Source organism: Bacteriovorax sp. Seq25_V, assembly GCF_000447795.1.
Taxonomy (GTDB): Bacteria; Bdellovibrionota; Bacteriovoracia; order Bacteriovoracales; family Bacteriovoracaceae; genus Halobacteriovorax_A.
The window spans coordinates 149,258-163,571 of record NZ_AUNI01000021.1 but is presented as its reverse complement, the minus strand read 5'-3'; the positions used below and the strand labels follow the sequence as shown (position 1 = coordinate 163,571).

General features: G+C 32.8%; 13 protein-coding genes. 9 read left to right on the top strand and 4 right to left on the bottom strand.

Annotated features, from left to right (window positions below; all coding sequences use genetic code 11):
* Positions 1-7: 7 nt before the first annotated feature.
* Positions 8-868: a class I SAM-dependent methyltransferase gene (locus M900_RS15490; protein WP_034733068.1), complete on the top strand. Its 861-nt coding sequence runs from the start codon at positions 8-10 to the stop codon at positions 866-868.
* 46 nt (positions 869-914) lie between these two features.
* Here the strand turns inward: M900_RS15490 and M900_RS15485 are convergent, their stop codons facing one another.
* Positions 915-1,742 carry a phytanoyl-CoA dioxygenase family protein gene (locus M900_RS15485; protein WP_021275863.1) on the bottom strand — a complete coding sequence of 276 codons (828 nt, stop codon included), beginning with the start codon at positions 1,740-1,742 and terminating at the stop codon, positions 915-917.
* A 108-nt stretch (positions 1,743-1,850) separates the two neighbouring features.
* Between M900_RS15485 and M900_RS15480 the strand changes: the two genes are divergently transcribed.
* The 7 genes from M900_RS15480 (at position 1,851) to M900_RS15450 (ending at position 9,295) form a co-directional block, all read left to right on the top strand.
* Entirely contained in the window at positions 1,851-2,789 is a 939-nt protein-coding gene (locus M900_RS15480) for a GNAT family N-acetyltransferase (RefSeq protein WP_021276023.1), read from the top strand.
* Positions 2,790-3,130: 341 nt separating this feature from the next.
* Entirely contained in the window at positions 3,131-4,315 is a 1,185-nt protein-coding gene (locus M900_RS15475; RefSeq protein WP_157680699.1) for a polysaccharide biosynthesis PFTS motif protein, read from the top strand.
* Between the two features lie 103 nt (positions 4,316-4,418).
* Entirely contained in the window at positions 4,419-5,885 is a 1,467-nt protein-coding gene (locus tag M900_RS15470) for a hypothetical protein (RefSeq protein ID WP_021275779.1), read from the top strand.
* A gap of 229 nt (positions 5,886-6,114) precedes the next feature.
* Positions 6,115-6,909 carry a putative sugar O-methyltransferase gene (locus M900_RS17440; RefSeq protein WP_157680697.1) on the top strand — a complete coding sequence of 265 codons (795 nt, stop codon included), beginning with the start codon at positions 6,115-6,117 and terminating at the stop codon, positions 6,907-6,909.
* 9 nt (positions 6,910-6,918) lie between these two features.
* Positions 6,919-7,827 (top strand): glycosyltransferase family 2 protein, encoded by a 909-nt coding sequence (locus tag M900_RS15460; protein WP_021275966.1) that lies wholly within the window; start codon positions 6,919-6,921, stop codon positions 7,825-7,827.
* 25 nt (positions 7,828-7,852) lie between these two features.
* Positions 7,853-8,647 carry a glycosyltransferase family 2 protein gene (locus tag M900_RS15455; protein WP_021276061.1) on the top strand — a complete coding sequence of 265 codons (795 nt, stop codon included), beginning with the start codon at positions 7,853-7,855 and terminating at the stop codon, positions 8,645-8,647.
* A 9-nt stretch (positions 8,648-8,656) separates the two neighbouring features.
* Positions 8,657-9,295, top strand: a complete 639-nt coding sequence (locus tag M900_RS15450; RefSeq protein ID WP_021275690.1) for a NeuD/PglB/VioB family sugar acetyltransferase — start codon at positions 8,657-8,659, stop codon at positions 9,293-9,295.
* Here the strand turns inward: M900_RS15450 and M900_RS15445 are convergent.
* Together M900_RS15445 and M900_RS15440 are read right to left on the bottom strand one after the other, a co-directional pair.
* Positions 9,254-10,396, bottom strand: coding sequence for a glycosyltransferase family 4 protein (locus M900_RS15445; RefSeq protein WP_021275708.1), 1,143 nt, complete (start codon positions 10,394-10,396; stop codon positions 9,254-9,256). The genes M900_RS15450 and M900_RS15445 overlap by 42 nt on opposite strands.
* A gap of 5 nt (positions 10,397-10,401) precedes the next feature.
* Positions 10,402-11,523, bottom strand: a complete 1,122-nt coding sequence (locus M900_RS15440; protein WP_021275959.1) for an aminotransferase class I/II-fold pyridoxal phosphate-dependent enzyme — start codon at positions 11,521-11,523, stop codon at positions 10,402-10,404.
* A 79-nt stretch (positions 11,524-11,602) separates the two neighbouring features.
* Here M900_RS15440 and M900_RS15435 point away from each other — a divergent pair, with 79 nt between their 5' ends.
* Complete coding sequence (locus M900_RS15435) at positions 11,603-13,468, top strand: polysaccharide biosynthesis protein (protein WP_021275773.1); 1,866 nt, start codon at positions 11,603-11,605, stop codon at positions 13,466-13,468.
* On the opposite strand, the gene M900_RS15430 is transcribed toward M900_RS15435, so the two are convergent.
* Positions 13,465-14,097, bottom strand: coding sequence for a sugar transferase (locus M900_RS15430; protein ID WP_021276049.1), 633 nt, complete (start codon positions 14,095-14,097; stop codon positions 13,465-13,467). The two genes, M900_RS15435 and M900_RS15430, sit on opposite strands and share 4 nt — an antisense overlap.
* Positions 14,098-14,314: the final 217 nt, after the last annotated feature.

The window sequence follows — 14,314 nt, the reverse complement described above, 5'->3', positions numbered from 1 at the left end:
GAATTCTATGAATATGATATGGAACGAGCAAGGTTTCTTCGAAATTTCACCTAAGCCAAACTCTAATGAACTAAAAGAATATTATAATGACAACTACACAGGTAAAAAACTACAGAACGGAAGAGAGTACACAACTGACGAAATTTACAATAAATATCTAGGCTGTATGGAGGCTGAATATATTTTGAATGGCGCCAAAGGAAGTTTTATCGATATTGGTTGTGGAGAAGGCTTCTATCTAGATCATTTTAGTAAGCTTGGCTGGAGTGTCCTAGGGGCAGATTTCTCAAAGGATGGGATAACTAAGCATTTCCCGTCACTCACAGATAAAGTCATTCAGGGTGATGTATTTGAGACGATCGACAACCTCATTAAAAGAGGAGATAAATTTGATTTCATAACACTTAATCATGTGCTTGAGCATGTAATTGACCCCAATGCTCTCATCAAAAAAATAAAACTTTTGGCATCTAAAAAATGCGTGTTTAAAATTTCTGTTCCTAACGACTTTTCATTAATTCAGACCTATCTAAAAGAGAATAATTATATCGAAAGAGATTATTGGGTTTGCACGCCTGACCATTTAAACTACTTTAATACTGAAGGACTTGTGAAATTTTTAATTCACAATGATTTTAGAATCATAGATACACTCGCTGAATTCCCAATCGAGCTTTTTTTATTTAATGATCATAGCAACTACCAGAAATTACCCGAAACTGGGAGAAGTGCTCACTACAGTCGTGTACATTTTGAAAACATGCTCGCAAAAGATTCTATTCAAAAGCTAATCTCCTTCCGTAGGGGATGCGCCAACTCTGGAATCGGAAGAGTTGTTTCAGCTTATTGTTCTCTAGTCCATGATTGACTTAAGTCAATCATGAGCTATTTACCTTACCTTCAATTTATCCAAATCAAACAAAATAGTCTTTAACATTTTCTTTGAGAAACTCATAATTTTGTTTTGTATTGATCCGTTCAAATTCATTAGAAGGTGGTAATGAACAAAAGCCTAGAAATGCTTTTTGTTCATTACTGAGCACATTGTAAGTTTCTTGTGTTATCGTTCTTGGTATATCCATCATTGGTTTAACCCACCACATTCCAACAGTAGCAACTAAGGCCCATCTTGAAGCACCTGACTTATTTTCTCTTGTTCCATGCCAAAGACGACTATCCCAAATAACCAAATCACCGGCCTTTGCTTCTAGATTCTCAACCTTCTCTAAATCTCTATCAGTAAACTTACCTGACTGATGTGACCCAGGAACAACAATGGTACATCCATTGGCCACAGTTGAATCATCTAAGAAAAAAACATATTGCATGACTATGGATTGATCTCCTATATATGGGAAATGACTATCTATATGAAGATCTAACTTCTGGCCAGATGATCTTGCGTTGAAATACATTAGGTTCGAATTTATTTCACTCGCTGGTCTAAGTCTATAAAAAGGATCGTTTAATTTATCTCGATAAAACCTTTTGGTCCAATCTCCCCATAATATATCAATAAACTTTTTATTCTTTGCTTGCAAATTATATAAGATCTTATCTTTACTATCTCGCTTCGGAGTGTCGGGGTAATCGACTCCCGCAACCTTATTATATTCTTCTTCAACTAAGCTTTTATATTCTTTTATTTCTTCACTAGACAACAAGCCAGAAACAACAGTAAAACCATAAACGTCTAATTCTTTCAAGTTTTGCAGATAAGTTTTTTCATCAAAATCTTTCATCTTATGCCCTTTTTAATTTATAATATTACTAAATAAAAAGCTTATCAAACATTTTGAATCACGAATTAGCTGTTTTATCTCATTGAATTTTAATGATAGCATAATAATATGAATGAAAACTATAAAATACATATCGCTAACGAGACAGAAAGGTGTGAAGCCTACAATCTTGCCCTTCAGGTTTTCCAAAATGGTAACTCTAATGAGTCGAAATATATTTCCTGGTTTAAGAAGTCCGAACCAGATGAGGTAATCGTCATTAAGCATAATCATACTGTAATAGGTTGCATTAGAATCGCTCCAATACAAATTTTATATGATAATGAGAAATATAATGTTTCTAATCTTACATCAATATGTATTTCTCCAGAGCACCAAGGAAAAAAGCTCTCAAGTTCACTTATAAACTTCACGTTAAAACACTGTGCCTCAAAGTTTGATTTAGGCCTCGTCATAGCAAGAAGGTCTGTTGACTATTATTATTTGAAGTTTGGTTTTACAAGCATTTCAACTTATGACAGATTAATTTTGAAAAATTCTATTCAAGACTCTATAGTTGCCAACACAATAGAACTAAAAGATTATCATTCTTATGATTTTTTTAATTCAATCAAGATGTATGAAAAATCATACTGCAAATGTAATGGCTACGTTATTCGGAGTCACAAAAACTGGGTAGACATTCAAAAGGTACTTGAAAGCAATTCACCATTTCATTTAAAATGGATCACTTCCAACAAAATTTTATTAGGATACATTATTTATCAAAACAATTCTCCAATTGAATTTTCTATTAGCGATAGTGGAATAAGCCATACTCAAATCAAGAGCCTAATACATTTACATGATAATTCGTTGATATTACCAATAAGCTCGAATCATTCACTTTATCCACTCATTAAAAATATTGACTTTACTATTTCAAAGAGAAATTGCAGCTATGGTGGTCATATGGTAGTTAGATATAATGACAATAATTTTACACCAAACACTTTAAAAGACTCTTTAAGACATGAATTTAATATTAACGAACTGGACCAATTATAGTGAATCCTAGCGAGCTAGATTACTTCCAATTTACTGCAAAACGATTTAAGTGCGTAAATGATTTTTTTGCAAAAAAAGTTTCTTTCTCTTCTCCAATTCGAATTGCCCTTCTTGACAGTACAAAACCATATATTGAAAACAGGCTGAAACAGTCCCTTTTATCAAATTTTGAAAATAGTTATAAGTTTGATATTAATACCCCCCCAACCTTAAACCAAGAAACTATCCACCTCGGTTCTTATGGGATGATCAAACATCACAAGTTCAAATGTAGCCTTTCTTACCTATGCAAGTCACTATTTACCCTATCAGCAAGAAACCTTTTTATAGCTATTGAATTGATGAAATTGGTAATCAAATTTAATTTAGCAAAAAAGAAAAATAGGAAATCAACAATTCTTCTAGGTATTCCAACAGAAGTAGAGGATATTTCACTTATTGAATTCATTAATAAAGACGTTATTCACAAGTCTGATTACAACATAATTCAATCTGGAATAAACCGTCACTCTCAATACCTTGTTTTCGACAGATTTCCACTCCTTAAGGCCTGTGAACTACATTTAGATTTTTTCATGCTTTTAATACTATTATTGAGACACTTATCATATTCACTTTACTCTATTGCAAAAATTATTTTGAATCCTTCAATCTCACTTCTTCACAGGGATTTGCCTTGGGTACAATTGGCTTCTTTCTTAAACAAGAAGGAATTTATAAATGAGGTTATTATTACAAACTCTTTATTTCTAGAACAATCTCTTTGGACTAATTCATTGATAAACAAGAATTTTTCTCTTTCTATGCTGTGGTATTCAGTAAACATTCCCCCTCTGTATTGGCACATAATTGATGGAGTTAAAAAAAGTGAGGCGCATCCTGGTTATAGTTTCTTAAATATCGACAACTCCTATTCATGGTTCAGTGAACAAGATGTTTTTTTTAAAGAAAGATTTTTCAAGCCATTTAACTCCAAGGTCATCGGTTGTTTTTACTTCAAGTCTTCAACTATTTTTGATTTTCAAAAAAAAGATAATGATATTTGTGTCACACTATTTGATGTAACTCCGATAAATAACCGATGGTGCTTTGACAACAATATTCCATATTTGTATTATAATGAAAACACCATGACTAAGTTTGTAGAAGATGTACTACAAATTCAAAAGTCATTCAGTATTACACACCCAGAAAAGAATGTAAGGATTTTCTTAAAGCACAAAAGAGAATACACAAGTATTCATGATAAAAAATATATACAATTTATTTCAAATCTTATAAGTGATCAAAAGATAACAATTCTTCCCGATAATGCAAATCTTCATCAGGTTGTAATCCAGTCTGATCTAACTATATCTATTCCATTTACATCTACAGCTTACATCTCTGAGAAATCAGGTGTTCCTGCAATTTTCTATGATCCCAATAATCTGTTAGAAAATCAAACTTATTATTCTTCCAAAAAACTATTGTTCATAAGTAACATCACCGATCTACACAACACTTTTTTTAAAATGCTATCTTAGAGTAATAATAATCTTACTTACCAACTAAAACATATCAAAAATAACATGCTCTCTTTCACAATCTAATATAGACTTCAACTGTGCGTTTATATAACATATAATCATGGATGAACAGCTTCAGTATAGGATAAATACAATTTCAAGATTGAGTATAAGACTTAATTCATTAGTTTGGTGGGCAAGTCCGATTGCATCAAAGAATCGCTTCTATCAACCTTTTAATGATGTCTTTGATGAAAAAAAAGTTCAATTTATAAAACTTATTCCGATTTATTTATATAAATTAGTTCGGTTAATCATTTCAACTATCGTAAAATGTAGTTATGCAAGGTTCGTAAAATCAAATTGTAATCCTTCTAAAGTATCAAAAGATATTCTAATCATAAAAAGCTTCTTGTATCCAACTCAAAGCTTGGATAATTATGTTGATTCTTTTTTTGGAGATCTTCCTAAGTATCTTCCTGAGAATTTTGAGGTTGTCTATTTGCTAGAGCCTGTTAATTGTCATAAGTTAGCATTAAGTAAATCAAATCAGAATATTGTTTCTATTTTCAAAATTATTAATCCTACTGATATCCTATGGATACTTTATCATCTTATCGCTAATTTTTTCCGTATTTACAAAGAAACATTTGATGATGACCTCGATAGAAGAATATTCCATATTCATCTTCTTGATCACATTAATCCTACTACTTTTTTTGCTATGTTATATTATACTGCGGGGTTAAGACTTGGAAAATGGCCCCACGCTAGAACCTTATTATACACTTTCGAAAATAACCCATGGGAAAAAATGCTACTTGCAGGAATAAATAAATCGGCTAAGCATATAAAAAAAATTGGATATCAACATAATGTTATACCACTAGCCTCTTCAAATATGTTTTTTGGTGACGAAGAATTAAGTCTTTCCCCAAAACCAGATAAAATTTTAACAACTGGTCCAATTACTGCAAATATCCTCAAGAAATATTCAGCATTTAACAATCAAAATATTCCGACTTGTGCTCTTAGATATAAAGATCTTTATCAACTAACACCTGTCGTAAACAAATCTAAAAATTTGCTAATTGCACTAGAAGGCGTATTGCAGGCTTCATCTTTCTTAAATCATTTTGGGAAGCAACTAGATCAACTTGTCGATTGGAATATCATAATTCGTTGTCATCCAGCGCTTCCTTTTAATCAGCTAAAAAAATCTGTAACAATTAATTTTGAGAAATATTCCAATGTTAAAATTTCTATTAATAAGTCTCTTTTCGAAGATTTAAATTCTTCGTTCGTTGTAATGTACTGGGGTAGTACGGTTGGCCTAGAGGCTTTAATGCTTTCAAAGCCAGTCATAAATATTCAATTCACTGAGACTAATTATGATCCACTTTTCGAGTTACATAGCTTAAAGAAAACTTGGGTGCCAAGCTCACCTCTTATTCTTTTGCTTGATTATTTTTATAATATGGATCCAGCTATTTTTAATAATGAGTATAATTCTGCAAGAAAGTATATTATAAATTACCTTTCACCATGTACTGATGAAAACATGACAAAGTTTGTCTCTGCCCTTTGAGCTAACAATTCAAAACCTAGCCACGGCGCAACAACGGCAAAGATATTTATATGCGACTCGTTAAAATTTAGTCATATTTTATTTTTTAAAAGGCATTCATTAGGATATCATCCTAACAGAGGTTCATATGCAAATCATACAATTTTTATTTGAAAAGTATTATTTAGACAATTCAAATTTATCCGTCGTTTCTAGCCATTGGCAAAAACATGGATTTCAAAATCTAGTCTTGAAAGACAATAACATTGAAATCAGAGGAATGGGCGGATTTGGTGACTATATTCACAATAGTTTTAATATGTATTGCCGTAATATTATTCACCTACTACTTACAAAATACTATAGAAAGAAATTTGTTAAAGATAAATCTATTGATAATTTGACCAAAAAAATTTCTTCCAAATCGAAAAGACTACATCTTTTAGATAGTGCAAAGCATGCAATTGTACTCGAACAACTTGTATCTTTCAATGCTCTAAAAGATGGCATGACAATATGTATAATAGGAGATGGCTATGGTTATTTCGGTAACTTATTAAGCGCCTTCAATTCGAGTGTGAAGATTGTTTTCGTTAATCTAGGAAAACAACTAATTTTCGATGCACAAATTACAAAGAATATAAACCCTAATGCAGATTTTAAGCTCTTAAGTAAAGATAACATCAACGACAAATTATGCTCTTTCAATTATTTGGAAGCTGAAAATTATAACCTTATTTCAAATCTTAATATTGATTTGTTCATAAACATTGCATCAATGCAGGAAATGAATAAAGCTACTGTTGATAATTATTTTAAATATATGAGAGATTCAAAATCTTCAGAGAAATTCTTTTATTGCTGTAACAGAATTCATAAAACTCTACCTGACGGAGAGCATATTATTTTCGATGAGTATCCATGGAATGATTCTACTAATCTTTTTGAAGAAATTCCTCAATGGTATGCTCATTTTACTGCTCAACGCCCACCATTTTGGCGTCCATTTGACGGGAAATTTAAAGTTAGATTTGTCAAACTTTAAGGGGGTTTATTGACTACTATAACTTTAGCAATATGCACTAAAGATCGACCAGTTGACATGAAAACTCTTCTGAGTTCAATTTCTATTCAAACTCGCTTACCTGATCGTATTATTGTTGCTGATGGGTCAGACCATCCTATTAAGGACGTCGTTGACGAGTTTCCAAATCTACCAATTGAATATTTTACTGTTCGCCCTCCATCTTTACCTAAACAGAGAAATGTGTGCATATCCAAACTAACTTCCAATGATGACTGGATTGGTTTTCTTGACGACGATCTGGTCCTTGAAGATAAATGTTTGGAAAATCTAGAAAAATTTATTATCAAAGAAAGCAACTTATCAGGCGTAGGCATTACAATTAATAACCAAGTTGATTTAAAACGTTCTTTAATAAGAGAATTTTTACTTTTAGATAAGCTACCGGGTGGATTATTCACTAAATCAGGATGTCCTTCTGCTATTAGACCTTCAAAAGTCGATCTTGAACTTGAGTGGATATATGGTGGTGCAACCTTCTGGAAAAGAGAAATTTTGGAATCTTATAAGTATGACGAATGGTTTGACGGGACAGGTTACTACGAAGATGTAGACTTTTCATTTCGAGTTTCACGCGAAAACAGAATTGCTCTTTGCTCATCTTCAAGATGTTTTCATTATCATCATCCAGTAAGAAAAGAGAGGCTAATTGCACTAGGGGAGTGGCAGATAACTGGTTGGTGGTATTTTATATCCAAAAGTCGTAATTTCAATCGCCTATTTGTTCTATGGTCTATGATTGGAGTAAGTTTAATTAATTTAGCAATTGGTCTCTCTAGGCCTAAATCAAATCGACTAAGAAGTTTTCTAGGTAACATTAAAGGATTGTTCCGAATTCTTACCGGAACAGCCCTAACGAAGACAGGTTTTAGTAAATAACGAACACACTAGAATTGGACCCAATATGCCTCAACCTCTTGTATCATTGATTATACCAGTACATAATGGATCGAAACATATCTTAAACCTCGCCAATAATATCAATTCTTTTACTTATAAAAATATTGAAGTTCTCATCGGAGATGATGCGAGTACAGATGACACCGTTGAAAAAATTCAGGAATATCAAAATCTCTTTCCTAATTTATGTATTGTTCAATCAGTGACAAATATAGGTCCAGGAGCAATGCGAAATTTACTTATCTCAAAAGCAAATGGTTTATATATAGCAATTCAAGACTGTGATGATTTATCAAATTCAAGAAGAATAGAAGTGCTTGTTAATTTCCTTGAAACAAATGCTGCATATGATTTTGTAGGTAGCAACTGTTCACTCAATTGGAACGGAAGAAGATGGGACAGCATAACCTGTCCAACACTTCCCACATTGAGAAATTGGCTTCTTCAAAACTCTGTCGTACATGCAAGTATAATTTTCAGAAAGGATGTGTTTTTAAAATGTAAATATTCTGAATCGCTGCGAATAGGTGAGGACTATTATTTCTTAACAAGTGCCTACCTTAAAGATTTCAAATTTTACAATATTCACGAGGATCTCTATACATACAATATAAGTAAGACTGACATTAAAAGCAGATCTTCAAAATATTTTCTCGATATATTAAAAGCAAAGGCTGCAATTTCATCTCTATTCACAGGTCCTTTATCCTTTGCTTTCTTAGTGATTAATATACTAAAATTGATTATAGGTTCGATGAGGAGCTTGTTTTATATTTTGTCTCATCAAAATAATTCTTAAGGATTTTTTATGGATATAGCAATAATTGGAGCAGGGGGCATGGGAAGAGAGATTCTCTGCTTAATTAATAAAATTAATTCTAAAAAATCTTCATATAATTTTATAGGGTGGTACGATGATCTAAAAGAAATCGGAATTCTTATTGATGGCTATCCAGTATTAGGAAAGATATCAGATATCAACTCAATTGAATCCAAGACAGCCCTTGTATTAGCAATCGGATATCCAGAACAGAAAACAAAACTTATTAACAAAATTAACAATAATAATATTTCCTTTCCAAATCTAATTCATCCCAATGTGTCTATCGATTCATTTCAACACATCAAACTAGGACAAGGGATTATCATTCAAGAAAACACAACTCTAACCACCAATATAACAATAAATGATTTCGTATTTCTTAGCCCCAACTGCACGATAGGGCATGATACAATAATTGGGAAATACTCCTCAGTAATGCCCGGAGCTAATATAGCTGGCAACGTAACAATTGGGGAAAGCGTTTTGGTTGGAATTTCCTCTTCGGTCCTTCAAGGTCTTCATCTAGCTGAAGAATCTTTTATTGGTGGAGGTGCGTGTGTCACAAGGGACACTCAAAGGGGATTAACTTATGTTGGCACTCCTGCTCGAGTATTTGGCAAGTAGACTTATATATTCACTCCATTGTTTCTCTGCAATTATTTGATAACTAAAGTCTTCTTTTGCTCTCCGATAAGCACTATTTCCCATTTCAGTTCTTAAGTTTGAATCCTGATACATTTTCAACATTCCGCTGAACAAACTATCTACACTTTGCTTCTCTACCAGTAATCCAGTTTTGTTTGGAACTATCGAATCCACAAGTCCGGGTATTTTTGTTCCGATCGCAGGAACCCCCATAGATGCAGCTTCAATTACAACTGTTCCAAAACCCTCCCTATAGCTTGGTAGGCATAAAACATCTGCTATCCCAATATATTTCTCAGGTGTATTTGTAGACCCGATTATTTTAATTTTTTTGTTTTTTTCCAATATTTCTCTTGTATCATTACTCAAATCTCCATTCATCATTTCATTTGGACCAACGAGCATCAATGCTACATCATTGGCCTCCTTAACCAGAAGATTGAAAGCAGAAATTAATTCTTCTATTCCCTTATCTTTATTTATTCTACCCAAGAATAAATATACAACCTCGTTCTTATCCTTTTTATATTTTGAATTTGAAAATCTAGCTATATCGATTCCACCAAGACTTCCTTTATGAATACAAAATATTTTTTCAGGCTTAACGATCTTCTGTTCTATTAAATATTGATTCTGTGATTCTGAGTCTGAATAGACTCTTGTATTCATAGTCACTATCAATCTATCAATCATCTTTAGCAATAATCTCTTAGGGCCCTTTAACGTCGCCCACCTTTGCCCCGTAAAAGTGTGAATCCGAACTGGAACTAAAGCTAGAAAACCTGCTAAAGCACAAACTATACCCGCCTTAGGTGTTGAAGAATGCAAGATATTGGGCTTATGTCGACGTATTAGAATAATTAGTTGAATCACAGATACTAGATCAAAAATAGGTGAAATATCCCTTTTAATTACTAAATTTTCATGTCTAAAGCCAATTCCTTTTATTTCATCATCAAGATTTCCATTCGCAGATACAAGAATAATTTCTTTTCCCTCTTGTTTATACTGCTCCAGCTGTCCTTTTATATGAATGAATGCATCTGTAATTGTTACAACTCGCATTACTCTTGGCTTCATAGATTTCACTTCTTAATATTTTTAATTATATTACAAACTCTTTCGATATCTTTTTCTGTCATCTGTGTTCCCGATGGTAGAGAAACACCACTCTCAAAGAGTGAGTCACAAACAGACTCATTATCAAAGAAATATTTGTTTTTCTCAAACAAAGGTTGCGAATGTAATGGTTTCCATAGCCTTCTCGCTTCAATATTATTTTTCTCAAGTTCACTAATTATTTCTGTCGGTGTTAAAAGTGAGTCGTCATCAACTAGTATACTTGTCAGCCATCTGTTAGAATAACTCCATTCCGGCTCAGGCATAAACCTAATGTAAGAAATATCTTTCAATTTTTCTTGATAACATTTATTAATAAATCTCTTCTTATTTACTCTATCTTCGAGAATTCCTAATTGTGCGATACCTAATCCAGCAACGATATTACTCATTCGATAGTTATAACCAACCTCAGTATGTAGATAGTATGGTGCATCTTCTCTTGCCTGTGTTATTAAGTGCTTTGCCCTAAGAGCCTGCTCCTTTGTCTTACAAATAAGCATTCCTCCGCCGGAAGTAGATAGAATTTTATTCCCATTAAATGAGAAAACTCCATACTCACCAAATGTACCGCACTTTATACCATTATATTTCGCTCCAAGTGCCTCAGCTGCGTCTTCAATAATTGGTAAATTATATTTGTCACAAACTTTTTTGATTTCACCATAGTCAGCACTCTGGCCAAGCAGATCAACCACAATCAATGCCTTAGGCTTCTTCTCTAAATTTTGCATCGCTTTTTCTAGTGATCGCGGGCAAATATTCCAACTATTATGTTCTGAATCAATGAATACCGGTTCTGCGCCAAGATACAAAACAGGATTTGCACTTGCCACAAATGTCATTGAGCTACACAGAACATAATCACCTGGTTTTACATCTAGCATAACAAGCGCGATATGAATTGCGGCAGTTCCAGATGTCATGGCAACGGCATAATGACTTCCTAAATATTCATTCATAGTTGATTCAAATTTATCCACATTCGGTCCTAATGGAGCTATCCAGTTAGACTCAAATGCTAAATCAATATATTTTTTCTCATTTCCCGACATATGCGGAGGTGATAAATATAGTCTATTTTCCATCATCAACTCTTAATTAAATCTCTTTATTAAATGTTTTTTAAATAGCATAATACCCTATAAAAGTTAAATAGGTATAAAAATGATTCAATTACTAAAAAATCCAAGAATTCTTATCGCCTTCTTATACGATATTTTCATCGCGACTTTTTCATTTTATTTTTCTATTTTTTTACGCTTCGAAACATTCTCTGTTTTTGACGCACCAATAAGTGACCTCGTTGCGGTATCTTTTATTTTTATATCATGCCAGGTTTTCTTTTTTTCCGTTATGGGCCTCTATCGTGGAATGTGGCGCTTTTCCTCAACTATTGACCTTATTCGTATCCTAAAGGCTTCTACATACGGTACTGCGAGTGCTCTAATTTTAACTTTTGCACTTAATAGGCTCGAGGGCTTCCCAAGGTCTATAGCAATAATAGATTATACTCTTATTTTATTAGGTCTAGGAGGTGGAAGGTTTCTCTATCGACTCTGGAAAGATAACAAAAATAATAAGGGTACAAACTCTCAACCTTCTAAAGATAATATTATAATAATTGGGGCTGGCGTGGCAGGAAATCAACTTGCCAGAGAAGTTTTAAATACTCCTTCTATGAATTTGAATATTATTGGATTTCTCGATGATGACAGCGTTAAGAAAGGTCGATCAATCCTAGGCATAAGGACTCTTGGTAATATTTCACTTCTACCAGATCTAATTGAAAAACATTCTATTTCCAAGGTTTTTATCGCTATCCCTTCGGCAACATCATCACAAATGAAAACCATAATTTCTATCTGTAAGGATACAAACATCGAGTTCAAAACGTTACCTAAGTTGAATGAAATTCTCTCTGGAAAAATTGAATTGTCTCTTCTTCGTAATATAAAGCTTGAAGATCTACTTGGACGCGACCCGATTAATCTAGATCGTGAAAATATGAAAAGCCTTATTTCTGATAGCTGTGTTCTTATCACCGGAGCTGGAGGATCTATCGGATCCGAACTATGTCGGCAAGTTTCGCTACTTAATCCAAAGACAGTCATTTTATTAGAGATATGTGAATTATTTCTTTATGAATTAGAAATGAATTTAATAGAAGAATTTCCTAATATTAAATTTATCCCATGCATTGGAGATGTTCGTTTTAAAAACAGAGTTGAAGAAGTATTCAATAGGCACAGGCCAGATCTAGTACTTCATGCTGCTGCATACAAGCATGTTCCAATGATGGAATCTAATCCTACTGAAGCTATTTTTACCAATGTGCTAGGAACAAAAATTGTTGCAGAATCCGCTGATAAATTTGGGGCTAAACATTTTATTATGGTTTCAACAGATAAGGCTGTTAATCCTACAAATATTATGGGGTCAACGAAAAGAATTGCTGAGATGATTTGTCAAAACATAAACTCTATATCTATGAATACTAATTTTTCAATAGTTAGATTTGGAAATGTTTTAGGAAGTAATGGTAGCGTTATTCCACTTTTTAAAAAGCAAATTGAAAATGGTGGACCAATAACGGTTACACACCCAGATATAACTAGATACTTCATGTCCATTCCAGAAGCTTGTCAATTAGTTCTCCAAGCCTCTTCCATGGCTAAAGGTGGTGAAATATTTGTTTTAGATATGGGTGAACCTGTAAAAATTGTTGATCTAGCGCTCAATTTAATTCAAATATCCGGCCTCAAGGTTGAGCATGATATAAAAATTAAGTTCACTGGACTTCGACCAGGTGAAAAGCTTTATGAAGAGTTATTTTCTAAAGACGAAGAATTATTAAAAACACATCACAACAAGATACGCATAGCCAATACTCGCCCCAATCCTTTAAATTTTAACGAACTTATACATGATTTACTTTCTATTAAATGTGAATCAGACAAAAGCTCAGTGATTAAGCTTATCAAATCTATTGTGGTTGAGTACACACCAAATCAAGAAGATCTTCTTAACTAGTTGTGACCATTGTACTTAGTTACGACATTTGGTTCTTTGGATATATTGGATCTTTTGAATATCCTAGCAATAGTCATTACTAAAATTTTCATGTCCAACATCAAACTCCAATTTTGAACGTACCATACATCTAAGGCTAGCTTTTCTTTCCATGTTATTGCATTACGCCCATTAATTTGAGCCCAACCAGTTATACCTGGTAATACACTTTGCCTAGTCATTTCCTCATCAGTATAAATATCAAGATATTCAACTAGCAATGGTCTAGGTCCCACCAAACTCATCTCGCCCCTAAAAACATTATACAACTGTGGTAACTCATCAATACTAAGCGCTCGTATAATTTTACCTACTTTGCCTAATCTTTGTTCATCTGGAAGAAGATGGCCATTATTATCTTTTTCATTAGACATAGTTCTTAGCTTCCATATTTTGAATGTCTTTTTATTTTTACCAGGTCTTTCTTGATTAAAGCAAACTGGTCTCCCTAAAAAGATAAAGATAACTAATGAACCAAAAAGTAAAAGTGGGATAGTAGCGATGCCTAATGCAAAAGCGATAGTCAAATCGAACAAACGTTTTATATAATAATTAAATAAAAAATTCTGTTTACTTGGTGTTTTATGCATATACTTTTAACTCTGCTCCCAACATTTCTTATAAAAAATATAGGTGAATATAAGACATATTTTCAATTAATATTTCCAGTTAGTTCTTTATTTTTTTTATATAAATCAAAATTCATTGATAAGAAAACATATGTACTTTTTTTTCTCGCCGTTTATTCTGTTATATATAGTCTAGTTAATTTAGATATATCCTCACTAGTAAGAATATCACAACTCT